Source organism: Arthrobacter sp. 05T420 (assembly GCF_056396305.1).
Window position 1 is genome coordinate 90,418 of sequence record NZ_JBFTLG010000017.1, and the last position, 25,896, is coordinate 116,313.

Annotated in this window: 19 protein-coding genes; 7 read left to right on the forward strand and 12 right to left on the reverse strand. The window is 67.3% G+C overall.

Going from position 1 to position 25,896, the window contains the following annotated elements; translation table 11 throughout:
* Positions 1-35: 35 nt before the first annotated feature.
* Positions 36-3,416, forward strand: coding sequence for a DEAD/DEAH box helicase (locus AC1DEM_RS16875; RefSeq protein WP_476885454.1), 3,381 nt, complete (start codon positions 36-38; stop codon positions 3,414-3,416).
* Positions 3,417-3,456: 40 nt separating this feature from the next.
* On the opposite strand, the gene AC1DEM_RS16880 is transcribed toward AC1DEM_RS16875, so the two are convergent.
* The gene (locus tag AC1DEM_RS16880) at positions 3,457-3,849 is read right to left on the reverse strand and encodes a hypothetical protein (RefSeq protein WP_476885455.1); all 393 of its coding nucleotides are present in this window, start codon (positions 3,847-3,849) and stop codon (positions 3,457-3,459) included.
* 47 nt (positions 3,850-3,896) lie between these two features.
* Positions 3,897-5,819, reverse strand: coding sequence for a primary-amine oxidase (locus AC1DEM_RS16885; RefSeq protein ID WP_476885456.1), 1,923 nt, complete (start codon positions 5,817-5,819; stop codon positions 3,897-3,899).
* A gap of 121 nt (positions 5,820-5,940) precedes the next feature.
* Here AC1DEM_RS16885 and AC1DEM_RS16890 point away from each other — a divergent pair, with 121 nt between their 5' ends.
* Both AC1DEM_RS16890 and AC1DEM_RS16895 read left to right on the forward strand, forming a co-directional pair.
* Complete coding sequence (locus AC1DEM_RS16890) at positions 5,941-6,531, forward strand: TetR/AcrR family transcriptional regulator (RefSeq protein WP_476885457.1); 591 nt, start codon at positions 5,941-5,943, stop codon at positions 6,529-6,531.
* 143 nt (positions 6,532-6,674) lie between these two features.
* Positions 6,675-7,646, forward strand: coding sequence for an AraC-like ligand-binding domain-containing protein (locus AC1DEM_RS16895; protein WP_476885458.1), 972 nt, complete (start codon positions 6,675-6,677; stop codon positions 7,644-7,646).
* A gap of 122 nt (positions 7,647-7,768) precedes the next feature.
* On the opposite strand, the gene AC1DEM_RS16900 is transcribed toward AC1DEM_RS16895, so the two are convergent.
* The gene (locus AC1DEM_RS16900; RefSeq protein WP_476885459.1) at positions 7,769-9,244 is read right to left on the reverse strand and encodes an APC family permease; all 1,476 of its coding nucleotides are present in this window, start codon (positions 9,242-9,244) and stop codon (positions 7,769-7,771) included.
* Between the two features lie 332 nt (positions 9,245-9,576).
* Between AC1DEM_RS16900 and AC1DEM_RS16905 the strand changes: the two genes are divergently transcribed.
* Positions 9,577-10,986, forward strand: coding sequence for an aldehyde dehydrogenase family protein (locus AC1DEM_RS16905; protein ID WP_476885460.1), 1,410 nt, complete (start codon positions 9,577-9,579; stop codon positions 10,984-10,986).
* On the opposite strand, the gene AC1DEM_RS16910 is transcribed toward AC1DEM_RS16905, so the two are convergent.
* The 8 genes from AC1DEM_RS16910 to AC1DEM_RS16945 form a co-directional block, all read right to left on the reverse strand.
* Positions 10,976-13,156 carry an elongation factor G-like protein EF-G2 gene (locus AC1DEM_RS16910; RefSeq protein WP_476885461.1) on the reverse strand — a complete coding sequence of 727 codons (2,181 nt, stop codon included), beginning with the start codon at positions 13,154-13,156 and terminating at the stop codon, positions 10,976-10,978. The two genes, AC1DEM_RS16905 and AC1DEM_RS16910, sit on opposite strands and share 11 nt — an antisense overlap.
* A gap of 91 nt (positions 13,157-13,247) precedes the next feature.
* On the reverse strand, positions 13,248-13,646 hold the full coding sequence (locus AC1DEM_RS16915; protein WP_476885462.1) for a hypothetical protein: 399 nt from the start codon (positions 13,644-13,646) through the stop codon (positions 13,248-13,250).
* A 369-nt stretch (positions 13,647-14,015) separates the two neighbouring features.
* The gene (locus AC1DEM_RS16920; RefSeq protein WP_476885463.1) at positions 14,016-14,438 is read right to left on the reverse strand and encodes a heat shock protein transcriptional repressor HspR; all 423 of its coding nucleotides are present in this window, start codon (positions 14,436-14,438) and stop codon (positions 14,016-14,018) included.
* Positions 14,439-14,453: 15 nt separating this feature from the next.
* Positions 14,454-15,452, reverse strand: a complete 999-nt coding sequence (locus tag AC1DEM_RS16925) for a DnaJ C-terminal domain-containing protein (protein ID WP_476885464.1) — start codon at positions 15,450-15,452, stop codon at positions 14,454-14,456.
* Positions 15,453-15,590: 138 nt separating this feature from the next.
* Positions 15,591-16,277 carry a nucleotide exchange factor GrpE gene (locus AC1DEM_RS16930; protein ID WP_476885465.1) on the reverse strand — a complete coding sequence of 229 codons (687 nt, stop codon included), beginning with the start codon at positions 16,275-16,277 and terminating at the stop codon, positions 15,591-15,593.
* A gap of 2 nt (positions 16,278-16,279) precedes the next feature.
* On the reverse strand, positions 16,280-18,148 hold the full coding sequence (gene dnaK, locus AC1DEM_RS16935; RefSeq protein WP_476885466.1) for a molecular chaperone DnaK: 1,869 nt from the start codon (positions 18,146-18,148) through the stop codon (positions 16,280-16,282).
* A gap of 324 nt (positions 18,149-18,472) precedes the next feature.
* Entirely contained in the window at positions 18,473-18,931 is a 459-nt protein-coding gene (locus tag AC1DEM_RS16940; RefSeq protein ID WP_476885467.1) for a hypothetical protein, read from the reverse strand.
* Between the two features lie 91 nt (positions 18,932-19,022).
* Positions 19,023-19,823, reverse strand: a complete 801-nt coding sequence (locus tag AC1DEM_RS16945) for a TetR/AcrR family transcriptional regulator (protein WP_476885468.1) — start codon at positions 19,821-19,823, stop codon at positions 19,023-19,025.
* A 125-nt stretch (positions 19,824-19,948) separates the two neighbouring features.
* Here AC1DEM_RS16945 and AC1DEM_RS16950 point away from each other — a divergent pair, with 125 nt between their 5' ends.
* The gene (locus AC1DEM_RS16950; protein WP_476885469.1) at positions 19,949-20,911 is read left to right on the forward strand and encodes an NAD-dependent epimerase/dehydratase family protein; all 963 of its coding nucleotides are present in this window, start codon (positions 19,949-19,951) and stop codon (positions 20,909-20,911) included.
* A 492-nt stretch (positions 20,912-21,403) separates the two neighbouring features.
* The gene (locus AC1DEM_RS16955) at positions 21,404-22,555 is read left to right on the forward strand and encodes an NUDIX hydrolase (RefSeq protein WP_476885470.1); all 1,152 of its coding nucleotides are present in this window, start codon (positions 21,404-21,406) and stop codon (positions 22,553-22,555) included.
* A 93-nt stretch (positions 22,556-22,648) separates the two neighbouring features.
* Here the strand turns inward: AC1DEM_RS16955 and AC1DEM_RS16960 are convergent, their stop codons facing one another.
* Positions 22,649-24,970 (reverse strand): MMPL family transporter, encoded by a 2,322-nt coding sequence (locus AC1DEM_RS16960; RefSeq protein WP_476885471.1) that lies wholly within the window; start codon positions 24,968-24,970, stop codon positions 22,649-22,651.
* A gap of 254 nt (positions 24,971-25,224) precedes the next feature.
* Between AC1DEM_RS16960 and AC1DEM_RS16965 the strand changes: the two genes are divergently transcribed.
* Positions 25,225-25,737, forward strand: a complete 513-nt coding sequence (locus AC1DEM_RS16965) for a MarR family winged helix-turn-helix transcriptional regulator (protein WP_476885472.1) — start codon at positions 25,225-25,227, stop codon at positions 25,735-25,737.
* The last annotated feature ends 159 nt before the right edge of the window (positions 25,738-25,896 follow it).

A 25,896-nucleotide genomic window follows, 5' to 3' on the forward strand; every position in this document is an offset into this window, starting at 1 on the left:
GGATCAGATGACCACCTGCCGAAAGTAGCGCGCACATGCCATCCCATCCGGACGAGAGTGCGGCACTGGCGATTCAGACCCCCGCGATCAACGACCGCTCCCTCGCGGCCGGGCTCGCCTACGCCATGGGGAGCCGCGTTTCCGGGATCTCCTTCGATGCTGCCACCGGCCTGCTGCTGGGCAAGGTGCGGGGCGGCTCCGACGTGCCCTATTCCACGACGGCGAAGCTTGTCCGGAAAGCCGGCGGCTGGAGCTGCACGGTGGGAGTCTGCAGCTGCCCGGTCCGCAAGGACTGCAAGCACGTGGCGGCCCTGCTCTTCTCGGCCGAAGACAACCCGGCCACCCGGCTGCAGCTGCTGGCCCCCGCCGAGGGCACTCGGCTGGCCCGCCAGAGCGCACCACCGGAAATGGCCGACTGGGAGCAGGCCCTTAGCTCCCTGATTGCCCACCCGGGAATCACGCCGTCCGCCAACGGCACACCGCTGGCGCTCCAGTTCGACATCGAGGAACCCGCCCCGCACTTCTCCTACACGGGCCGCCGCGATCCGCTCCGCAGCGTCCGCCAGCTGAAGGCACGCCCCGTCATCATGGGGGCCAAGGGCAAATGGATCCGCGGCGATGTCTCCTGGAGCACGCTGAGCTACCTGAACTACCGACGCGAATGCAACGAGTCGCATGTGGAGTGGATGCAGGAATTCCTCGCCTCGCACACCGCCGTGGCGAACCGCCAGCATTCCGGCACCGGGTTGTGGCTGGGACTGAACACCTACGCCGGCAAGAACCTGTGGAGCCTGCTGTCGCAGGCGAAGAAGATCGGCGTCGCGCTGGTGCACAGCCGCGGCGACGAGCCGGTGCGGCTGGTTGAGCAGCCTGCCGCCGTCGGGCTTAACCTGGCGCGGTTCGGCGCCGAAGGGGAGAACGGCGGGCTCGAGCTCGCGCCGACCATCACGGTCGAAGGCCAGGTGGTGGACCCGGCGTTGGTCGGGACCATCGGCCGCCCGGCGCACGGGATCTTCCTGGCGTCCGACGGCGACGCCCTGCCCGGCATCGCCCCCGCCGGCCCCGTCATCACCCTTGCCCCGCTGGAAAGCGGTCTCAGCGAGGAATTGCTGACCTTCGTCACGGGCGGGACCACGCTGCATATCCCCGCGCGGGACGAGAGCCGCTTCCTGACCGGCTTTTACCCCAAACTGAAGCAGACCGCCCGGGTTACCGCCTCCGACGAGTCGGTGGAACTGCCCACGCTTGCGGTCCCCACCCTGTCCCTGCTGGCCAACTACGGGGCGGACCACCGGGTCCGGCTGCACTGGGAATGGCACTACAAGTCCGGGAACCTCGTCACGGCGCAGCCGCTGTGGCGGCATCCAGGCGATCATGGCTACCGCGACGACCCCGCCGAGGCGCGCATCCTCGAGGCCGTGGGACAGCCCTGGGACGTGGTGCCCGCCGTCGGCGAATCCGCGACCGGCGGCTGGGGCACGCCGCGTCTGGCGGCCACGGCAGAACTGGCCGGCCTGGACACGCTCGCCTTCACCGAGGACGTGCTTCCCCGGCTCCGCGACCTCCGCGATGTCTCCGTGGATACCTCCGGCGAGATCGCGGACTACCGCGAGGCCGAAGAAGCCCCTGTGGTGGCAATCTCCACGAAGGCGACAGACAGCCGCGACTGGTTCGATCTGGGCATCGTCATCACCCTGGAAGGCCAGCCGGTTTCCTTCGCGGCACTGTTTTCCGCACTCGCGTCCGGTCAGACCCGCATGCTGCTGCCCAGCGGGGCGTACTTCTCGCTGGACCTGCCGGAGCTGCACCAATTGCGGGCGCTGATCGACGAGGCCCGCTCTTTGCAGGACAACCCCGGCGACAAAGACGCCCCCCTGCAGATCAGCCGCTTCCAGGCAGGATTGTGGGACGAGCTCGCACACCTCGGGATCGTCGACGAGCAGGCAGCGGCGTGGCGCGAGTCCGTGGGCGGCCTGCTGGAAGGGGACATCAAGGGCCTTCCCCTGCCCGAGTCGCTGAACGCCGAGCTGCGCCCGTACCAGCTGGAGGGCTTCAACTGGCTCAGCTTCCTGTACCGCCATGGCCTCGGCGGTGTGCTGGCCGACGACATGGGCCTGGGCAAGACCGTACAGGCCCTGGCCCTGATGTGCGCCGCGAAAGACGCCGCGGCCGGGACCGCCCCGTTCCTCGTCGTCGCCCCCACCAGTGTGGTGGGCAACTGGGAGGCAGAGACGGCACGGTTCGCGCCGGGGCTGAGCGTGCGGGCCATCGGCGAAACCTTCGCCAAGAGCGGTTCGCAGCCCGCTGAGGCGATGGCCGGCGCAGACATCATCATCACCTCCTATGCCCTGTTCCGGATCGACTACGAGGCCTACGCCTCCCAGACCTGGGCCGGCTTGGTCCTGGACGAGGCGCAGTTCGTCAAGAACCACCAGTCCAAGGCCTACCAGTGCGCCCGCAAACTGCCTGCCGCCTTCAAACTCGCCATCACGGGCACCCCGCTGGAGAACAACCTGATGGAGTTCTGGGCACTGACCTCGATTGTGGCCCCCGGGCTCTTTTCCAGCCCCAAACGGTTCGCCGAGTATTACCAGAAGCCGGTGGAGAAGAACGGCGACAAGGGGCAGCTGGACAAGCTCCGGCGGCGGGTCCGGCCGCTCATGATGCGGCGCACCAAGGAACAGGTCATCCGGGACCTGCCGCCCAAGCAGGAGCAGATTCTGGAAGTCGTGCTGAACCCGCGGCACCAGAAGGTGTACCAGACGCACCTGCAGCGGGAACGCCAGAAGATCCTGGGCCTGATCGAGGACGTCAACAAGAACCGCTTCACCATCTTCCAGTCGCTGACCCTGCTCCGGCAGCTGAGCCTGGACCCGTCACTGATCGATCCGTCACTGTCCGGGGTGCGTTCCAGCAAGCTCGATGTCCTCTTCGAGCAGCTCGCGGACCTGGTGGCCGAAGGACACCGGGCCCTGATTTTCAGCCAGTTCACCGGCTTCCTGGGCAAGGTCCGGGAACGGCTGGTCGAGGAGAACATCGAGTTCTGCTACCTCGACGGCGGCACGCGCAACCGCACCGACGTCGTGAACGAGTTCAAGAACGGCGCCGCGCCGGTGTTCCTCATCAGCCTCAAGGCCGGCGGCTTCGGCCTGAACCTGACCGAGGCCGACTACGTGTTCTTGCTGGACCCGTGGTGGAATCCGGCGTCGGAGGCCCAGGCCGTGGACCGGACCCACCGGATCGGCCAGGCCCGGAACGTCATGGTCTACCGGCTCGTCGCCAAGGACACGATCGAGGAGAAGGTCATGGCGCTCAAGGCCAAGAAATCCCAGCTGTTCGCCGACGTCATGGAAGGCGACGCGCTCACCGGATCCGCACTGACGGCGGAGGACCTGGCGGGACTGTTCAACGACTGACACTGTTCAACGACTGACGCTGCCCAACTGCTGACACTCCTCACCTGTGGGCCCGTGCTCGGAGCCGGGCCAGGAGCGTCGCGGCGAGCAGCGCCGTCGTCACTTCCAGCGCGATGACTGCCAGCAGCGCTCCGGAGCCCGCGGGCGCCGCTCCGGCAGCGGTTCCATGGTGGATGTGGCCCGCGCCGCCGGAGCCTGCGCCGAGGAGCAGGACCGCGTGCACCCCGGTCATCGCCAGCGCCGCGGCCATCACCTGGCGAACGGCGGTGACCCTGCCGTGGCGCCAGATGTGCACGGCGCACGGCAGGCACACAGCCACCATGGCGAGCATGAGCAGGTTCAGCCATGTCCCGTGCTGGTTCCCGGCGGCAAGCCCCAGATGCGTGAGGCAGGACGCCGCCGTCACGGCGGCGCAGATCCGGGGATGAAGCACAATGCCGCCCCGCCGGCCACCCCGGCTGCAACGCCCACGGCGCCGGACTAGCTGTGGCAGTGGCCGCCGGCCGGCTGCGCACTTGCGGGCACATCCAGCACGGGGCTGCGGTCAAAGAATCCCTCGGGCCGGAGCTTGAAGCCGACTGTGTCTACCGGCATGATGGGCCAGTCCTCGGGACGCGGGAAGTGGGTCAGACCGAAGGTATGCCACAGAACGATGTCCTGGCCGTCCAGCTCCCGGTCCTGCGCCACAAACTGCGGCAACCCGGCTCCCCCGGCGTGCTGGTTCACGAAGTCGCCTGTGGGGTACCGTTCCTCCTCCGCGAACCGGGTCACCCACAGGTCCTTCGTGGCAAAGGCGGCCCGCCGGGCGATGGAGGACTCCGGGTCTGCCAGCAACGTGGGCTGGCCCTCGGCATGGAGCTTGTAGCCGACGGCTTCGCCGAGCCGGTTGCGTGAGTCCGGATTGGAGATGACCCAGGTCCGGCCGCTGCGGGCATCGGCCTCGCGGGCACCCTCGGATTCGCGGGCGATGACTGTGCGCTTCCGGGAGAAGGCATTGCCGCGTTCATTGCCTTCGCCCATCGCCTGCCGGACCACGTCCTCTTCCTCCACCCGGTTGGTGAAGCCATCGATCGCCATGTCCAGCCGCGCGCTGAACAGGTGCTGGTGGTACGGGGCGCCCAAGCCCGGGGCGAGCTGGGAGATGTTGGCCGAACCGCCTTCCGGGTAGGCGGAGGTGAAGACGACGCCGGTCGCTTTGGCCTCGAACTCGATGGTGCCGTCGAGGTACAGGTACCAGTAGAAACCGTAGTCGTAGTTGCCGATGGTGGTGAAGAAGGAGATCACCAGGCGGCGGTTGCGGCGGGTGTAGTTGATGCCGGTCCAGAGGTCGCTGTGCTTGGCCAGGATGCCCCAGTCTTCCTCATGCATGCAGATGCCGTTACGGATTTCCCGGGGGTTGCCGAAGGCGTCGCTGATGACGGGGCTGAGGTAGGTGATCTCGCCGAGGCAGTCGCAGCCCAGTTCCAGCGAGTTCGCGTACTGGCCCACGAGGTATTCACCGGTGTCGAAGTAGTTCTGCCAGGACCGGATGGGCGACGGGTCCCCGTAGGGAACCACCATTTCGGCGATGGATGCGCGTTTGATGATGGGCCGCTTGCGGCCGCCGTCCCGGAAGGCAAGGTTGTGCAGCACCACGCCTTCGCGGACGTCGAAGCCGACGTCGACGCTCCACTTTTCCCACTCGATATGGTTTCCGCCGGTGACGGTGAAGCTGGGTCCGTCCGGCTGGGTGATGTTGATGGGTTTCTGCGTGGTGCGCAGCGGGCCGGTGAGCTCCGGATCGGTGTAGTTGCCGTGTTCGGCGGGAATCGGGACGGCACCGGTGTCCAGCACCTGCGTGACTTCCTGGCTGACGACGTCGACGTAGGCCACCAGCCCGTCCACGGGGTGCGCCCAGGCACTGTCCTCCGGGAAATCCTGCACGAAGGCCAGGCCACGCAGGATACGGCGGCCCTTTTCCTCCGAATACTCGAACACCCCGGCGGACAGCGGGGCGACGCGGACCTTGCTGACATCCAGGCCCCGGTCAGCCAGCGCCTTGAGCCACCGTTCGTCTGTGGCCAAGAGCTGTTCGACGACTTCGAATTCCTCCTCCAGGACAGGAAGCTCGCCAGTCAGCGCGGTGTCCACCTCGACGGCGGAGATCACCGTGCCGCTGGAAACCGAGACGGTGACGTCGGCCGGACGTCCTCCGGAGACGTCGTGCAGGAAGACCCGGAACCGGCGGTCCTCGCTGTCGGCCGGCGCGTTCCTGGCGGGGTCCACCAGGCCGAGGTACGCGATGCGCTGGGTGTCTCCCAGCAGGCCCGCGGCACGCAGAATGCCTTGGACGGCGGCGATCTCGGCGCCCGTGGCCAGGCTGTAAGGACTAAACGAGGTGTGGGTTTCAGTTTGTACGGGCATCTTGGGGGCCTTCGTTCGGTGACCCTGGCGGGTCAGAACTTTATTTTCTATAGTTGTAGAGAATACGGAACCGTAAGATGTGCCACAAGAGTCCGACGCAAATATTTTGGGGAGCTGCCCGGTGCCAAAGATTGTCGACCACGACCAGCGGCGGCTTGAACTCGTCGACGCGACGTGGCGGACCATCGCCCGGCTCGGTATTGAAAGCGCCACCATGCGCGAAATCGCCCTCGAGGCCGGCTTCGCGAACGGGGCCCTCAAGCCGTACTTCCCCACAAAGGATGACCTGTTGACGTTCGCGTTCGGGCACGTCTTCAACCGCACCAACGAACGCATCGCGGAGGTCACCGCCGGGCAGTCCGGACTGGTGGCCCTGAGGTTGTTTTGCGTCGAGGTGCTGCCCCTGGACGAGGAGCGGATCAACGAGGCCCGGATTGTCATTCCCTTCTGGCAGAAGGCCATCAATGATCCCGGCAAGGCGCGGATCCACCGGGATTCTATGGAGCAGTGGCTTGCTGCGATCCGTCAGCACCTTGCCGAGGCGCGGCAATCCGGCACCGTCACCACAGTCGTCGCCGACGCCGCGCTGGCCGGACAGTTGCTCAATTTCCTCCTCGGCGCACAGATCGCGGCCGCACTGGCCCCCGAGGGCCAGGTGGAGCTCGGGCTGACCGAGCAGCTGGAAGGGCTCCTGACCCTGCTGGGCTGCTAGGCCCCCGCGCATTCTTTTTTCGCCGGTTGTCGAAAAAAGATGACAGCGGCGGGCCGCGCCGCTACCCTGAAAGGACTGTGTCCCACGGCACAGTCCCCGGAAACGGCACAGTCCCCGAATTACGACGGCGTCAGGATCTTTCGATGACCGCAGTTGCAGCCCGCCCATCCCTCCGTCCCGCAGGGCAGGACGTCCGCACCAGCACGGCGGCCTCGTTCGAGCACTGGAGGCACCTGGTCGCGGAGTCCTTCGTCCCCTTGGCCGCCTCGAGCGCAGATGCGGACAACTTCCGCGGCCGCATGCGGGCACGCAGGCTGGACCGTGTGGCGGTGGTCGAAGTCTCCTCCACCAGCCATGAGGTCCACCGCACGCCGGCACTGATCGCCCAGTCCAGCCAGCGCTATTTCAAGCTCAATCTCCAACTGCAGGGCACCGGGCTCCTCATCCAGGACAACCGCGAGGCCCTCCTGCGCCCGGGCGACCTCTCCATCTACGACACCAGCCGGCCCTACACGCTCGCGTTCGAGGGGGACGCCCGGCTCATGGTGGTGATGTTCCCCTGGGATGCGCTGTCCCTGCCGCCGGACTGCATCGCGCAGCTTTCGGCCGTGCGGATGGCTTCCGACGGCGGCCTCGCCGCGATCGTGGGGCCGTTCATCGCCCACCTCGCAGAGAACCTGGACGTGCTGAGCGGCCCGAGCGGGTCCCGGCTCGCCACAAATGCCCTCGATCTCGTGTCCACCATGCTGCATTCGGAACTGGACATGTCCCCGGACCGGATGAGGCCGCAGGCCCTCCTGGCGGCCTCGATCCGCGAGTACATCGACGCCAATCTGGCCGATCCGCTGCTCTCGCCCGCTTCCATCGCAGCGGCCCATTTCATTTCCACCCGGCACCTTCACAATGTGTTCCATGAATCCGGGACCACCGTGGCGAGCTGGATCCGGACCCAGCGGCTGGAAGGGGCTCGCCGCGAGCTGCGGGACCCGCTCCTGGCCGGCATGCCGGTAGGGGCAGTGGCCGGGCGTTGGGGCTTCCTGGATGCGGCCCATTTCAGCCGCTCCTTCCGTGATGCCTTCGGTGAGTCCCCCAGCGACTGGCGGCGCGGCGCCTGAGCATGACCTTCCCGGCGGCTGACAGCGCGAGCAGTTTCGACAGCGCCAGCCGGACCCGGGGAGCACAGAGGGCGGCGCCGGATCTGTCCGGCACCGCCCTCGCAACTCCTCAGCCGAGACGACTACCCGGCGAACTCATGCCCTGAGTTCCGGAGCTGCCTCTCCACCCGGATCTCCACCAGCACGCCGGCCGCAAAGACTACTGGGACGGCGATCAGCAGGCCCACGGCCGTTTCAGCACTGCCGCCGATCAACGCGGTGAAGTTGCTGATCACCAGGGACAGAACCCAGCCAAGCAGCAGGGTGGCGAGCACGGGCGCCACCGCAGTCTGCCAGATCTGGCCGGCTTCCCGTTCGCGCCGGAAGTACGCGACGACGGCCAGGGAGCAGAGCATGTACAGCACTAGGAGCGCCGCCACGGCCAGCCCGCTGAACCAGGAAAAGAGTGTCAGGACAGGATCCAGGGACAGCACCGCGAACGGCGCGACGAGCAGGAAAGCGATCACGGTCTGGATCCGGGCGGCGACGGCGGGGGCCTTGTGCCGATTGGTCCGGGCGACGACGCGGGGCATCGACCCGCGCAGGGCCAGCGAATGGAGGTAGCGGTTGATGCCGTTGTGGAAGGCGATGATGCCGGCCAGCAGGGATGTCACGAGCAGGACGCCGGTGACGGTTCCTGCCCATGGCCCGAACAGCTCCACCATCGGCGTCAGCACGAAGGAGGTGGAGTCGCCCGATTCGAGAGCCGCGCCCGCGGCATCTATGACGTGCGAGGGGCCGTAGTAGCTGACCAGCATCCACGAAATGAAGGAGAAAAAGACCGCGATGACCCCCACCGAAAGATACGTGGCACGGGCGACGGTACGGTGGGCGTCCTTGGCCTCGGCCGAGTAGATGGCCGTGGATTCAAAGCCGAACATCGAGGCGACAGCGAACATGATGGCTACCCCCGGAGCCCCTGCGCCGATCGCCGAGGGAGAGAAGGACGCCGCCAGGCTGATTCCTTCCGGTCCGCCGCCGCGCAACAGCACGGTGAACCCGAACATGAGCAGAATGGCGACCTCCAGGCCCACGAGCACGGCCAAGACCCGCGCCCCGAGTTCGATGTTGAGGGATCCCAGCACCTGCACGCCCGCCATGGTGATCACGGCCAGCAGCCACCAGGGGACCTCAATGCCGGCGGTTCCGAGGACGCCCGAGAACGCCGCGCCGTAGAGCCCGTACATCGCGGCCTGGACCGTGCTGTACGCGAGGAGAGCGAGCCAAGCAGCCCCTGCCCCGATCTTCCGCCCAAAGGCGGCGGTGACGTAGGCGTAGAAGGCGCCGTTGGCCTGAATTTTGCGGCTCATCGCGACGAACCCGACGGCGAAGATCACGATGACGATGCCCACCACCAGATATGCCCCGGGCGCCCCGGCACCGTTGCCGAGCGCCGCGGCCAGCGGCGACGCCCCGACGATGCCCGTCAACGGCGCCTGGGCGGACAAGACAAAGAAGAGAATGCCCATGACGCCGACACTGCCGGCGCGCAGCGCGGTGGAGTGCTCCGTGCGGGGACGGGCTTCCGCGGTCCGGGACTCGGAATTTGAAATACTCATCGGATCCTTCTTAACGGTCATGAGTCTGGGAATGGCTGTCTGAGAAATGGAGGTGCTGTGCACCGTAAAATCCAGCATGGCAGGTGACGCCCGTCACTCTCTTGTCGATCCGTGATCGGTTGTTGTTCCCCAGCGCAATGGAACCCAGCGCATATGGAACCCAGCGCCTATGGAACACAGCGCCTATGGAACACTGCGCAATTGGCCTGCCGATCATTCGCACCGGGTCAACTGCAGTTCGCGCAAAGACAAGACTGCGCGTCAGGCACCGGAGGACACTCGGACATGTGTCTCAACGACGCAGCGCCTCAACTACTCGATGTGGAGTACCCATGGAAACCTACGACGCCCTCCTCGCCTCAATCACCCCGGTGTCCGGTGAGACCCGCACAATTCTTGACCCGGCCACCGGTGAACCGGTCGGCGAAGCCCCGGTCCACACCGTCGAGGACCTGGAGCAGGCCATCGCCGCCGCGGCCGCCGCGCAGCCGGCTTGGGCTGCCCTGGGCCACGACGCCCGCTCCGCCGCGTTGCTCAGGGCCGCCGACGCCGTCGAACGCTCCGCCGAGGAACTCGCCCGGCTGCTCTCCCGCGAGCAGGGCAAGCCGCTCAACGGCCCGAACGCCCGCTTCGAGGTCGGCGCCTGCGCAGCCTGGCTCCGCGCGGCCGCCGCCACGCCCCTGGCACCCGAAACCGTGGTGGACGACGGCGAAACGTACGCCGAACTGCACTACCGGCCCATCGGCGTCGTCGGCGCGATCGGCCCCTGGAACTGGCCCATGATGATCACCGTCTGGCAGGTTGCTCCCGCCCTGCGGATGGGGAACGCCGTGGTGGTCAAACCCTCCGAATTCACCCCGCTGTCCGTCCTGGCCCTCGTCGAAATCCTCAACCAGGAACTCCCGGAGGGCCTCCTCACGGCGGTCTCCGGCGGCCGCGAGGTCGGCGCCCGGCTGGCCGAACACCCGGCGATCGGCAAGATCATGTTCACCGGCTCCACGGCCACCGGCAAGGCCATCATCAAATCGTCCGCCGACACCGTCAAACGTCTCACCCTGGAGCTCGGCGGCAACGACGCCGGCATCGTCCTGCCCGACGCCGACCCGAAGGCGATCGCCGAGGGCCTGTTCTGGGGCGCGTTCATCAACACCGGCCAGACCTGCGCGGCACTCAAACGCCTCTACGTGCACGACGCCATTTACGACGCCGTCTGCGCTGAACTCACCAGCGTGGCCCGTGCCATGCCTATGGGCAACGGCCTGGATGAGGCCAACGTCCTGGGGCCGCTGCAGAACCGCCAGCAGTTCGAGATCGTTGCCCGGCTGGTTGACGCCGCCCGCGACTCCGGGGCCAGGATTCTGCTCGGCGGCAACCCGGACCCGGACCAGCCGGGCCACTTCTACCCCGCCACGCTCGTGGCGGATATCGACAACAGCAACCCGCTTGTCGCCGAGGAACAGTTCGGCCCCGCCCTGCCGATCATCCGCTACAGCACTGTGGACGAGGCGATCACCCTGGCCAACGGGCTCGACGTCGGACTCGGCGCCTCTGTCTGGTCCTCCGACTCCGCACAAGCCCGGAAGGTGGCGGCCCGGATCGAGGCCGGCACCGTCTGGATCAACAAGCACGGCGCGGTGGACCCCCGCGTCCCCTTCGGCGGCGCCAAACAGTCCGGCTACGGCCTCGAATTCGGCGCCGAAGGCCTCAAGGCCCTCGGTGTTCCGCAGGTGATCAACGGCTGATGCCGGCCGGCGCAGCTGTTGCGGGCACGGGTTCGTGCCGCAAATAGCTGCGCCGGAACCGGCCGCTGCCGGCGGTCAGGGCCCGCAACTCCACGGAGTACTTCAACAGTTCCTGGTCCGGAACCTCGGCGCTGATCTCGGTGCCGTCGGCCCCGGCAGAGGTGGTTCCGGTCAGGCGTGCCCTTCTGGAGGACAAGTCGCTCATCACCGCGCCCACGTGATCCTCCGAAACGCTGATGGTCACGGACGAGACCGGTTCCAGGAACTGAATACGGGTTGCGGCCGCTGCTTCCCGGAGGGCCAGCGCGCCGGCAGCCTGGAACGCCGCGTCGGAGGAGTCCACGCTGTGCGTTTTGCCGCCGATCAGGGTGACCTTGATATCCACTACGGGGAACCCGGCGGAGACGCCTTTCTGCATCTGGGCACGCACGCCCTTTTCCACCGAGGTGATGAACGGCCCGGGAATCACCCCGCCCACGGTCTTGTCGACAAACTCGAAACCGGCGCCGCGGTCAAGGGGTTCCACCTCGATGTCGCAGACGGCGTACTGGCCGTGGCCGCCGGATTGCTTTACGTAGCGCCCATGCCCGGCCGCCGGCGCGGCAAACGTCTCCCGGAGCGGCGTGATCACCGGGACGGTCTGCAGATTTACGCCCTGGTCCCGCAGCCTGCCCAGGACGACGTCGGCGTGCGCCTCCCCCATGCACCACAGGATCAGCTGGTGGGTTTCGGAGTTGCGTTCCACCCGGAGCGTGGGGTCCCCGGCGGTGACCTTCCCCAGATTCCTGGCCAGGGCGTCCTCGTCGCCGTGCGTGGCAGCTTCGATGGCGACCGGCATGAGCGGGTCCGGCATGTCCCAGGGTGCCACCAGCAGCGGCAGGTCCTTGGCCGAAATCGTATCCCCGGTCTCGGCGGTGCCCAGTTTGGTCAGCGCGCAGATATCCCCGGCGACGCAGAACGGCACCGGCCGCAGTCCCGATCCCAGCGGTGAATACAGGTGGGTGACCCGCTCGTCGCTGTCGTGGTCCTCGTGGCCGCGGTCCGCCATTCCGCGGCCGCCCACATGGATGGCGGCGTCCTCGCGCACAACGCCGGAGAAGACGCGGACCAGGCAGACGCGGCCGAGGAACGGATCGATCGTCGTGCGAACCACTTCACCGAGCAGCGGGCCCTCGGGATCGCAGGCGAGCGGGCCGGCGGGCACCCCGTCGAGGTCCGTCGCTGCGGGAACGCCGTGCTCCGCCGGCGTCGGAAACGCGCGCACCAGAACCTCGAGCAGCTCCGCCATGCCGAGCCCGGATTCCGCTGACGTCGGCAGCACCGGGTGAAAGGACCCGCGGGCCACGGCCGTCTCCAAATCGTCGATCAGGACATCGGGGGCGATTGCAACACCGGCGAGGTAGCGGTCCATGAGCGTCTCGTCCTCGCTCTCGGCAATGATCCCTTCGATCAGCGCGTCACGTGCGGTCTCCGCCGCGGCAAGTTCGACGCCGGTCGCGGCCCGGGTGGCCGGCGCCGTTTCCGCCGGCCCGTACTCGGACACCGTCCCGGTCAGCAGCCCCAGCAACCCGTTTACGGCACCGTCCGAGCGGACCGGCAGGTAGAGCGGAACGATCGCGTCGCCGAATGCCAACCGGCAGCGGGCGACGGCGGCGTCGAAATCCGCGCGCGGATGGTCCAGACGGCTGATAACCACGGCCCGCGGCATTCCGAGCCGTTGGCATTCGCTCCAGAGCGCAGTTGTCGCAGCGTCGACGTCGTCCGTGGCCGAGACGACAAACAGCACCGCATCCGCCGCACGAAGGCCGGCCCGCAGCTCGCCGACGAAATCCGTATAGCCCGGAGTGTCCAGCAGGTTCACCTTGGTCTCCCCCACCGTCACCGGCACCACCGCCAGGGCCACGGAGCGCTGCTGCGCGATGGCGGAGGGGTCCGAGTCGCTCACCGTGGTGCCCTCGGCGATCGAGCCTTTACGGGTGATGGCCCCGGTGGCGGCAAGCGAGGCCTCGGTAAGCATTGTTTTTCCGGAACCGGAATGCCCCACGAGGGCCACATTGCGGATCCTGTCCGGCTGCTCCGGCGGCGCGACGCCGTTGGCGTCGGCCCGCCGGAGGTCAGATGTACCCCGGACCGGACCCCTGGACGGGGTCTTGGCGCCCTTCGACGGCATGAGAACCTCCCGGCGTCGCATCCACTCGTGCCCCGCAGGGCCTTGTGTTAAGGATTGGACACCCTGGGACGCCCGGACAGCAAGGGCTTTTTCACGCCGTGGCCGGAGCAACCATGGACCCCGAGGCCGCCCGGTTCCGGAGCCACCGGCCCAGGGCTTTGCCTTTGCCCTTCCACCAGTTGTCCTCGTCGGTGTCATGGTGCCACCGGAAGATCACGGCGACCAGGACAAAGACTCCCGCGCCGACGTCCTGCCAGGAGCCGGAAGCGGCGTCGATGAGCACGCTGAACGCCATGACCAGGATGGAAGGCAGGGCAAGAGTCCGGAACGCGGTGTTGGCCACGTATCGGCGGTGGGACCGCGGGACGGAAACTGCGCGGACGAAGTCGAAGCACAGGCATACGACCACGAGGGTCTGCCCCAGGGACATCAGGACGTGCCCTGTCAGCGAGCCGGCAAACAGGACGGCCGCCTGGAGCCCCGGGCTCACAGTGTGCCCGTCAAGGTCGCCGGCCGCGGTCGGGACCAACCCCGTCGCGGCTGACCAGGCCGCCTCGAATCGGCAATGGACGGATCAAGCTGGGCTGAATCATGCATGCGATGCCCCCCGGCGTCTACGCTGCTTCTGCGCTGGCTCTGCGCCCGGGCTTCCTGTGGGAGCTGTGAGCGTGTCATGCCAGCCTTTTCTGACACTCCAATTCAACGCGCGGCACGGGCCTGAAGTCACGCAAATCAGGTACCCGACTATCGGATTCCCGGTTACCTGTTTACGTTCCGGTGTACTCAGTCCGGTCCTGCGGCTACTTGCCCGGGCATCCAAAGCCAAACCTGGTGCTCTTGATTGTCCCTAGTGCCCGCCCTAGTCGATGCCCCGTGGCCGCCAGACCACCAGCGCCTGCGACCGCGCCTGGGGGCGCTTGCCGCGGGCCAGGCTGACGACGTCGCCGGCAGTTCCGGCGGCGAAGATCCGCGAATCGGCACTCTGGCGGCGCCGGCCCAGCTCCTCAGTCAGTTCGCCGACCCGGCGCTGCAGGGCGGCCACCTGGTTCTCCAGCTGCAGGATCCGCTTGATGCCCTCCAGCGAGACCCCCTCCTGGGAGAGCCGCTGGACCTCGCGGAGCATGTTCACATCCCGCTGCGAGTAGCGCCTTGACTTGCCCGGGGCACGGCTGGGCGAGACGATGCCCAGCCGGTCGTACTGGCGCAGTGTCTGCGGGTGCATGTCCGCAAGCTCTGCGGCAACGGAGATGACGAAGATCGGCTGATCGAAGTCGATGGCCATGGCTGGATCCCGTTCCTACAGCCGGGCCTTGGCTGCCAGGCCCGCGCGGACGTCCTCATCGGTGGTCGCCGCGGCGAAAGCCTTCACGGCCTCCTCCGCTTCCTTGTTGAGCCTGCGCGGAACGGCGACGTCGATTGTCACCAGCAGATCGCCGGTGGCTTTGGCGTGCTTGACGCCCCGGCCCTTGACGCGCAGCGTGCGGCCCGAGGGCGTCCCTGCGGGAACCCTGACCTTGACCTTGTCGCCGTCGATTGTCGGAACCTCGATGTCCGCGCCCAGGGCCGCCTCCGGGAAGGAGACCGGAACGTGGATCCGGAGGTTGTCGCCGTCGCGGACGTAGAACTCGTGGGGCTTCACGGTGACGGTGACCATGAGGTCGCCGTTGCCGGCGGCAGCATACTGTCCCTTGCCGCGGACGCGGACCTTTTGTCCGTCCTTGATTCCGGCCGGGATGCGGACGTCGATCACCTCGCCATCCGGTTCACGCAGGCCGATCGTGGTGCCGCGGATTGACCCGGCAAACGAGATCGAGGTGGACGCCGTGCGGTCGGCGCCCTTCTGCGGAGCCCGCTGGAACGGCTGGCCCCCGCCGCCGAACCCGCCGCCGCCGAACCCGCCGCCGCCGAAGAGATCTGCGAACTCGGGCGGAATGCCGCCGGCCGTGCTGTAACTGCCGGAATGGCGCCCCCCGCCGCCGGTGAAGAGCCCGCCGAAGAGGTCCTCGAAGCCAGCTCCGCCGGGGGCGCCGCCGCTTCCGCCGGGTGCAAAGCGTGCGCCGCCACCCATGGCCCGGATGGCATCGTACTGCTGGCGCTCATCGGGGTCCGAGAGCACGGAATAGGCCTCGGAGATGTCCTTGAACTTCTTCTCCGACGCGACATCACCGGCATTCCTGTCCGGGTGGTGCTGCCGGGCAAGCTTGCGGTAAGCCTTTTTGATGTCGGCGTCGGAAGCGTCCTTGGCGACGCCAAGAATCTTGTAGAAGTCCTTGTCCACCCAGTCCTGGCTAGCCAATGGCGTTTCCTTTCAAAATGCAAAGAGGTTAAGGCGAGACTATCGCGTAACGCCGAAGCCGGGTGGCCCAGGATCGCAGATCCTTGGCCACCCGGCGGAGGGGCGGGGCCCCTCATCCGCGAAGGCGTGGAGGCGAAGCTACGCCGGAACCGCCACGATCACCTGGGCCGCGCGGAGGACGCGTTCGCCGGACTTGTAGCCCGCGCGCAGCACCTGGCTGACGGTGTCGATTTCGATGTCCGTGCCGGGCTGCTGGATGAGGGCCTCGTGGATGGTCGGATCGAACTCCACGCCGGTCTCATCGATGCGGACCAGTCCGTACGTCTTCAGCGCAGCCTCCAGTTTGGCGGCGATCGCGGCGAAAGGGCCGTCCGCGAGGTCGCCATGCTGGCGGGCAGCATCGACGTCGTCCAGCACCGGAAGCAGTGAGTTCAGGACGCCGATCACGGCCATCTCCCCCGCCACGGCGCGGTCACGTTCGACGCGCTTGCGGTAGTTGACGTACTCCGCCTGCAGGCGGCGAAGGTCATTCTTGAGCTCCTCCGCCTCAGCGGCACCCACGCCTTGGGCCACGGATTCGTCCGCAGGCACCTCGACGCTGTTGAGGATGTCCTCCGCCTGGGAGAGCGCGTCTCCCGAGTCGGGGTCGGAGTCCGCCGCGGAGGCGGCTGCGCGTTCCTGGTCCGGGTGGCGGGCCTGGCCGGTCTTCGGGTCAACCTTGCGGTTGTCGTGGATGACCGGTTTCTGCGGCTCGTTCTCCTGCTCGTCGCCCTGGCTCCGGCTCTCGGAAGAACCGTGCTCTTCTTCGTTACCGTGGTGCGGCATGATTACTTCTTCTCGTCTTCGTCAACGATTTCGGCGTCGACGATGTCCTCATCGGAGCCCGAGCCGGCTGCCGGCTCGCCTGCGGGGGCATCCTGAGCGCCTGCGTGGCCGTCGGGGGATCCAGCGTGGGCGTAGATGGCTTCGCCGAGCTTGGTCTGGGAAGCCTGCAGCTTCTCAAACGCAGTCTTCACGGCGGCGTCATCGGTGCCCTCGAGGGCCTTCTTGAGGGCGTCGACGTCGGCCTTGACCTCGGTCTTGACCTCTTCGGGCAGCTTGTCGGCGTTGTCCGCGATCAGCTTGTCCACGGAGTAGGCGAGCTGCTCGGCCGTGTTGCGGGTGTCGGTTGCCTCGCGGCGTGCCTTGTCGTCGGCTGCGTGCTCTTCCGCGTCGCGGACCATGCGGTCAATGTCTTCCTTCGACAGCGCGGTGCCGCCGGTGATGGTCATGGACTGTTCCTTGCCGGTGCCCTTGTCCTTCGCCGAAACGTGCACGATGCCGTTGGCATCGATGTCGAAGGTGACCTCGACCTGCGGGACCCCGCGGGGAGCCGGAGCGATGCCGGTCAGCTCGAACGTGCCCAGCGGCTTGTTGTCGCGGGTGAACTCGCGCTCCCCCTGGAAGACCTGGATGGCCACAGACGGCTGGTTGTCATCCGCCGTGGTGAAGGTCTCGCTCCGCTTGGTGGGGATGGCGGTGTTGCGCTCGATCAGGTGCGTCATGATGCCGCCCTTGGTTTCGATGCCAAGGGACAACGGGGTGACGTCGATCAGCAGCACGTCCTTGCGCTCACCCTTGAGGACACCGGCCTGCAGGGCTGCACCGACTGCGACTACCTCGTCGGGGTTGACGCCCTTGTTCGGCTCCTTGCCTCCGGCCAGTTCCTTGACGAGGTCGTAGACGGCCGGCATGCGGGTGGAACCGCCGACGAGCACGATGTGGTCGATCTCGGAGAGCTTGATGCCGGCTTCCTTGATGACGTCCTGGAACGGCTTCTTGGTTCGGTCCAGCAGGTCCTTGGTGAGGTCCTGGAACTTGGCGCGGGTCAGCTGCTCGTCCAGGTGGACCGGGCCGTCCGGGGTGACGGACAGGTACTGGAGGGAAACGTTGGTGCTCGAGGAGGAGGAGAGTTCCTTCTTGGCCTGCTCCGCAGCTTCACGCAGACGCTGCAGGGCAATCTTGTCCTTCGTGAGGTCGATGCCCTTGACCTTGAGCTGGTTCAGCAGGTACTCCACGACGCGCTGGTCCCAGTCGTCGCCGCCGAGGTGGTTGTCACCGGCGGTGGCGCGGACCTGGATGGTGGAGAAGTTGTCCTCGTCCTTGCCGACCTCAAGGAGGGAGACGTCGAACGTGCCGCCGCCGAGGTCGAAGACCAGGATGAGCTCGTCTTCCTTGCCCTTGTCCAGGCCGTAGGCCAGAGCGGCCGCGGTGGGCTCGTTGACGATGCGTAGGACGTTCAGGCCGGCGATTTCTCCGGCCTCCTTGGTGGCCTGGCGCTGGGCGTCATTGAAGTACGCCGGCACGGTGACCACGGCGTCGGTGACCTTTTCGCCAAGGTAGGACTCGGCGTCGTTCTTGAGCTTCATGAGGATACGGGCGGAGATTTCCTGCGCCGTGTACTTCTTGTCGTCAATGGCGACGGTCCAGTCAGTGCCCATGTGGCGCTTGACGGACGCGATGGTGCGGTCAATGTTGTTGACGGCCTGGCGCTTGGCGATCTCGCCGACCAGGACCTCGCCGGACTTGGAGAAGGCAACAACCGACGGCGTGGTGCGGCCACCCTCGGCGTTGGCAATGACGGTGGGCTCGCCACCTTCGAGAACGGAGACGACGGAGTTAGTGGTTCCGAGGTCAATTCCTACTGCACGTGACATGGATTGCTTCCTTACTTTCCTGGGAATCTTGCGGAGATGGCCGCGGACCACAGTGGGATCAACCGCATGGGTCCGACCGTTATTGAGCGATCTAGACTCAACTTTACCCAGACGCGGATATATGTCAACTCAAAGTTGAGCGACATCGACTCAACCTTGCTTCCGCGTCCGGCCCGCGGCCGCTCATCGCAGCCTGGATTCCCCGGATTGCAGCCCTTGCAGCCTCTCCCGGGGCGCCGTTTCGCCCTGCGCGAACCTGCGCAGAGACCACACCACAGACCAGCCGGCGCCCCGCGCCGGCTGGTCGCCCCGGCTTCCGGCGCGCTAGTCGTCGCCCCGGGCGGCGGCGTCGTCGGCGCCTGCAGGCTCTCCCGGAGCCGGCCGGCCGGCCTGCTGGGGACGGGACGTTCCGGCGGTCCCATAGTCGCCTTCGGGATACTCCCCCTCCTCGGCAAGTGCAGGCTCACCGGAGACCCCGCCCTCCCCGTAGTTACCCTCGGGATAGTCGCCTTCCACGTCGCCGACGACGGCCGCTCCGGCCACGCCTGCGCTGCCGTAGTCCCCCGCCGCATACTCCCCCTCGACGGCGGTGGGCGGGACTTCGCCCGCCGTCCCGGCGGAGCCGTAGTCGCCCTCGACGTACTGCCCTTCTGGTGCCGCGGCTTCCGCTTCATCCTCGGCGGGACCCGCATCGGCGTTTTGGGACGCCGCTGTACCGGCCACTTTCGCTTCGGACATATTCTCTTCAGGCCTGTTGTCTTCGGGCCTGTTCTCTTCAGACATGGATGGATCCTTCCTGGACGCATCGGGCGCGCCCGTGCGGGCGCAGGGGCAGTCTATCTAGCGCCGCCGCGGGGCAACAGGGGAACCGGGTTCACAGGGAAGCGCCGGCCGGCGGCAGGCCGGCGACGCCTGCCAGCACCGCGAGGTGGTGGCCGAAGAGCTCCTCCCGGGCAGTGAACGTGCCGGCACCGTACTGGCCGAAGACTTCGAAGCTGACGGCGCCGAAGAGGGAGGTCCAAGCCAGCACACCACGGGCCAGGAGGTCGTCCGGCACCGCCAGGCCGAACTCGGTCCGGATCTTCGCCAGATCCGCGGCCAGCCCGGCGGCAACGGCGGGACTCCGCTGGCCTGTCGCGGCAAGCTGCCCGGCCCGGAAGGCGCCGTCGAGGATGCCAATGAGGGCAGTAATCACCCTGGTTCCCGGGCCGGTGGTCCGCTCGGCCGGGGCCTGGTAGCCGGGCACCGGACTGCCAAATAGCAGGGCGTAGCGGGAGGGTTCGCGCAGCGCCCAGTTCCGCACCGCGCGGCCCAGCGCCCCGAAGCGGCCGCCGAAATCGGCTTCCGGCACCGCAGCGACTTCGGCATCGACTTCATCGCCAAGCTCGTTGTACGCATCGATCAGGAGAAGGGTCAGCAACTCCTCCCGGTTCTCCACGTAGCGATAGACCGCCGAGGAGACGACCCCGAGATCGCGGGCCACGGCCCGGAGGGACAGCGCGGCAGCCCCGTGCAGCGCCAGGTGCTCCCGGCCCAACCGGACGATATCGGCGACGGTTTGGGCCCGGGCACGCTCGCGCGGGGTGCGGGGCCCGGAAGCTGCGGCCGCAGAAAAACCGTCAGCCCCAGTCTGGACGTCAGCGTCATTCCCGGCTTCAATCCTGTCTTCTGGCATGAGTCCAGCATTTCATAAACAAGAGCACTGTCAACAAATGTGAGCACCGCTCTTGACTTGGTCGCACCCGACGTCGCATCCTGATTGGGAGAGCACTGCTCTCACAATTTATTAAGGAGATCGAAATGTCCGAATCCGTTGCCTCCGGGCGCCAACCGTCCAGGCTCTATGCCGTCACAGGGGCCGGCCCGGTGGGCTGGACCGTTGCCGAACAACTGGCCGCTGCGGGCCACCGCGTGCGCATCCTGACGAGGTCCGGAAGCGGCCCGGCCCACCCGCTGGTCGAAAAAGTGTCGATTGATGTGTCGGAGCCTGACCGGCTCGGCGAGGCCTTCCACGGCGCCGCCGCCGTCTTCCACTGCATCCACGCTTCGCGGTACAACGCCGACGTGTGGGCCAGTGAACTGCCCGCCGCCGAGCAGAACGTGCTCGCCGCGGCCGGGGCGGCGGGCGCCGTCGTGGTCTTCCCGGAAAGCCTGTACTCCTACAGCGCACCGGAACGGCCCATGACCGAGGACGGCCCGCGGGATGCGCAGGGCGGCAAGCGCGGCATCCGGACGGCACTCCTGAACGCCCGCGCGGCATCGGCAACGGACACGGTCAGCGTGGTGGCGAGCGACTTCTTCGGCCCCAGGGTCCGCGGAGCACATGCCGGCGAGCGCATGGTGAAGCCGGCACGGGCCGGCAAATCCCTGATGGTGATCGGACGGGCGGACCAGCCGCATTCCTTCACATACGTTCCGGACCTTGCAGCCGCCATGATCGCGGCGGCGGACAGGCCACAGGCGTGGAACCGGGTGTGGCATGCACCCACCGGGGCCGCCCTGACCCAGCGCGAGATCGCGGGCGCATTCGCCAGCGCGGCCGGGGTCCGGGCGCCGCGTGTCACTGCGGTCCCCGGCTGGGCGCTGCGGACGATGGGAGTATTTTCCACCGACATGCGGGAACTGACAGAGACCCTATACCAGTTCCAGCGGCCATTCGTGATGGAATCCGCTGCAAGCCAGGCCGCCCTGGGGCTGGCGCCCACCCCGCTGCGCGAAGCAGCCGCCGCCACCGTCGCCTGGTGGGGGGACCGGGGACGGTGACGGCGGCTGCAACACCACCCGAGCCCGGCGCTGTGGGATTCCATTCGATGGTTGAATGAGGCGATGACTGAGGCAGTGAACTTCTGGGGGATGCATTTCGCGGACTGGGTTTCGTTGGCACCTGCAGCGATAGCTATCTACGCGGTCTACAGCGCATGGCGGGCCCAGCCGGCCTGGTTGATTCTACGCAGGCGCCACGCAGCCTTTAAGCCTCTGGGGGTCACCCGCCGCTCCTCAAAACGCCGAGTTCGGCAAATCATCCACGGCGGGCCAAATGCTCCTGCCGACGAACTCAATTGGCTCAGCACCGATTTCCCGGCCAACGCTTCCGGAGCCCCCCGGGGGACCGGCAAACCCATGCCGATTTCGTTCGCTGCTCCGGCCGCGGAGTTGATCAGCTTGTCCCAGGCTTATTCGGCATATGCCGCGGATCTTCAGCGCGGGTCGTTTCTCGGGACGACCTCGGTTCCTGTCATTGAACGTGAAACCGACATGGCCCTTATGACGTCACGGCTCCTGGCTGAGGCTGCAGCGGGTGGCGGTTACGGCGTCGAACGGAAATCCCGCCATGTCCGGATCAACTCACCGGCGATTGGCCGGGAGCTGGACTGGTGGCAATTGCCGGACACCAAGACGGGCACTCTCGCCTACGACACGTTCGTCAGCTATCGCCGGCACCGACTCAGACCGGTGTACGAAATTCCGCAGAATGCGGCGCCCACACCGCCTGCACCGCTGGAACTGGCGGGGCTGGAAATAGAAGACCTCGCCGCTTCCGAGGCCGAGAAACGGTTCCTCCGGGAGAAATTCGAAACGCAGCATTCATTCGATGGTGTCCTGCCCCGGCTGGTCGGCTGGCGGACAGAGAGAGATAGCGGCAACGGAAGGCTCCGACTCCACCTCGCAATGGCCGAGACAACTTACGGCGCCGTGTTGCTCGATCACTATCCCCAGACGCTTGCGGCGGCCGACGGGACTCGTCCGGGGGCAACATCCGACTCCGTGGACCGCGAAGTCCAAGGAATGCAGGCACAGCTCCTGACCCTTTCCGCCATTGTCGTTACAACCGACCGTATGATGCTGTTCGCCGGCAGATCAAAACTTGCCGGCTCACATCCCGAGCAATTTGGACCCGCGGTGAACGGGAATTTGGAGCTTAGGCGCCGCAAGGGAATTCAGGGGGACAGCGATGAGTTCGGCCTGCCGGACCCACGGCGCGCTCTGGCTCGAGAATCCTCGGAAGAGCTCGGTTTGCAGTTGGATCCTGACAGGATCCACCCCCTAGGCATTGGCCGGTTCAGCGTCGAGGACAAGGAGCGCGGAACCCACGTATTCCTAGCCCTCGCCCAGCCGTCTCTCACAGCGGAGGAGATTGTTGCCGGCGTCCGGAACGCCGACCCGATGGAAGGCCGCTGGGAACTCGGAGGCGAGTTCTTGGCGGCCCCGCTGCCGACTGACCAGGAAAGGGTGAACGCCGTGCTCTCCTGGCTGCTGCACGATCCCACGCTCACGCCCCACGCGGTGCTTGCCGGAATCGCCACCGTGGCCCGGTTCTTCCACGTCACCCCTGAACTGCTTCAGCAGGCGGCAGCTTCGCGGCAGGACACCAGCTACGTCCCCCTCAAGATCCGGCTCAATCACTGACCCACAGCCGGCTACGACGAGAAGCAGCCGCCGCCACCGTCGCCTGGTGGGGGGACCAGGGACGGTGACGGCGGCTGCGGCATTCGGGTCCGCCTAGGGGACTTCGGCCTCCTCATTTTCCGCCAGCCGGGCGGCCGCCGGGAGTGCGCGGGCCGCGGCATCGTTCCCGGACCGGCCGAGCCCGCCGGGCCACCAGATCCGCGGGCCGAGGTCGTAGGCCAGCGCGGGCACCAGGAGGGAGCGGACCAGCACCGTGTCCAGCAAAACGCCGAACGCGACGATGAAGGCGAGCTGGACCAGGAACATGATCGGGATGACGCCCAGGGCCGCGAAGGTGGCCGCGAGGACCACCCCGGCAGAGGTGATGACCCCGCCGGTCACGCCGAGGCCGCGCAGGATGCCGGGCCGGGTGCCGTGCTTGAGGGATTCCTCCCGGACCCGGCTCATCAGGAAGATGTTGTAGTCAACGCCCAGTGCCACGAGGAAGACGAAGCCGAACAGGGGCACCGTTGCATCCGCCCCCGGGAAGCCGAAGACGTTGTTGAACACGAAGGCTGAGACGCCCATCGCCGCTGCGTAGGACAGGACCACGGAGGCGACCAGCAGGACCGGCGCGAGCACCGAGCGCAGCAGCAGCATGAGGATCACGAGGATGACCGCGAGGACCACCGGGATGATGGTGACGAGGTCACGCTGGGCGGTGGTGTTCGTGTCCAGAGCCGTGGCGGTCACGCCGCCGACCAGGGCGCCGCCGTCGATTTTCTTGAGTTCCTGACGCAGGTCTCCCACGACGTTTTCGGCCTCGGTGGAATCCGCCGCGAAGTTCAGCGTGGCGTTGATCAGGACCTTGCCGTCCCTGACCGCAGGGGCAGTGGGAGCTGCCGGGTTGGCCGGGACGCCGGTCATGATGGGGACGCCGCCATCGGCCAGCAGGTAGGCATCCCCGACGCCGTTGCTCGCCTTGGCCCGATCCAGCACCTCTTGGGCCTTTGCCTGGTCGGCCACGATCACTGCGGGGCTGCCGGACCCGGCGTCGAAGTGCCGGCCCAGGGCATCTTGTCCGTCGACAGCATTGGAGGCGGTGAGGATGACGTCTGTCTGCGCGACGCCATTGGCTTTGAGCTGCAGGATGCCGCTACCGGCAACGAGGAGCAGCAGGACCGAGGCAACCCAGACGGTGCGCGGCCGGCGGGCAACCAGCGAACCGGCGGCCCGCCAGAGTCCCTTCTGGCCTTCCAGCCCGGTGACCAGTTCGGCTTCCCGCTGGGTTTCGGGCAGCAGCTTGGGCCGGAACGGCCAGAACGCCGCGCTGCCCAGCAGCGCCATCAGGGCCGGGAGCAGGGTCAGGGCCGCGAGGAGCGCGCAGAGGATGCCCGCCGCCGCTACCGGGCCGAGGGCTTTGTTGGAGTTGAGGTCGGAGAAGAGCAGGCAGAGCAGAGCGATGATCACGGTGGCGCCGGAGGCCAGGATGGGCTCCCAGGCGGCCTTGCATGCGGTGATGGCGGCGGCCGTCCGGTCGGGGGTGTGGGTCAGGGCCTCGCGGAACCGAGCCACATACAGGAGGGCGTAGTCGGTGGCCGCGCCGATCACCAGGATGGACAGGATGCCCTGGCTTTGGCCGTTCAGCTGGATCCAGCCGGCCTTCGCCATGCCGAACACCAGCAGGATCGCGGCGCACAGCGCGAACACGGACGTGAACAGCACCATGACGGGCAGCAGCAGGGAGCGGTAGACGACCAGCAGGATCAGGAACACGGCGCCAAGGGCCACGAGCAGCAGGATGCCGTCAATGCCGGCAAAGGCACTCACCAGGTCCGCCGTAAGGCCGGCCGGCCCGGTCACGAAGGTCCGCATTCCTGCCGGCGCGGACGCCTGGACCGCGTTCCGCAGTTCCCTGACTACCGTTTTCACTTCCGCCGAGGAATCGATAGGCACCACGAACTGGACTGCCTTGGCGTCCTCGGACGGGATGGGGCCGATCACCGTGCTGCCGGCCTGCAGGGCCTCCAGTCTGTCCTTGAGTGCCGCGGCCTCGCGGAGCTGGGCCGGTGTGAAGGCGGAGTCGCCCTCCACCACAATTACCGCGGGGATCTCCTTGGAGTCCCGGAACCTGGCCTGCCAGTCCGCAGCCTCGGTGGCCTCGGCCCCGGCGGGAAGGAATGATGCCTGATCGTTTGATGACACCTCACTCAGGCGGCCGAATGTCGGGCCACCGACGCCGGCGATCGCCAGCCAGGCCCCGACGAGCACGGCGGGAACCAGCCAACGTAGCCAGAATGGGACGCGCGTCCTTGGGTTTCTGCCCCGCTTTCGGTTTTCTGCGCCGCTTTCGGACGATCGCGCCGCTGATCCGGGGCGCGGTGGCCCGATTTCGCCGCGGATTTCCGAAAGTGGTGGGCGCGTTGGGTCTTTCATGTGTCCTTCCGGGGGTACTCTGCCGCGGGACCGACGTTCAGCTCCATAGTAGACTATCTCTATCATGGAGATAACTATTGGGGCGTAGCCGGAGGAAAATGGTGGGAAGTCCCTCGCCGTCCGCCGCAGAATCTTCCGGGCTGCAGTAAACACGCACTAAACTCACCGAGTGGCCGTGAACGACGCCGGCCGGCCGGGAGCAGACCGCCGCAGCCACTTACAGCAACGCCGCATCAAGGAAAGGGAGATCCGCCGTGTCAGCCGAAGCCCCGGGAACCCCCGCAGCGGCCGGCCCGCCGCCCCTCGTCCGGCTCCTCCAGGAATTCACCCTCGAAGCCAACCGCTATGTGGACTCCGCCGGCGGCCGCAACGACATGCACCGCACGGATCTCAACGCCCTCGCCGTCATCATGCGGCATACCGCGCGCGACCAGATCGTCACCCCGGGAGTGCTCCGGAAAGAGCTGAACCTCAGCTCCCCTGCCACCACCGCACTGATCGACCGGCTCCACAGTTCCGGCCACGTGGTCCGCGAGCGCGAGGGCGCGGACCGTCGCCAGGTGCAGCTGCGCATGACCCCCAAGGCCTACCGCGACGGCAGCGCCATGTTCCTCCCGCTGGCCCGCCACATGGGCGCGGCGATGGAAAGCTTCACGCCGGAGGAACTGGCGATTGTCACCCGGTTCATGAACTCAATGATCGATGCCACCGTCCGGGCCGGCGAGGAAGCCGCCCGCGGCCCCGTAGCGGAGCACCGCCCCGGCTGACGCTCAGCGGCACCGTCACAGGCGCGCAGCAGCCTGCGGCTGGCCAAGAGGCGCCGCCTCCGGCTGCTTAAGCGTTCGGCGCCACCTCCGGGCGCACAGCGTTCGGTGCCACCTCCGGGTGCGTGCTCCGGCGGAAGCGCCTGCCGACGCCGACGGCGG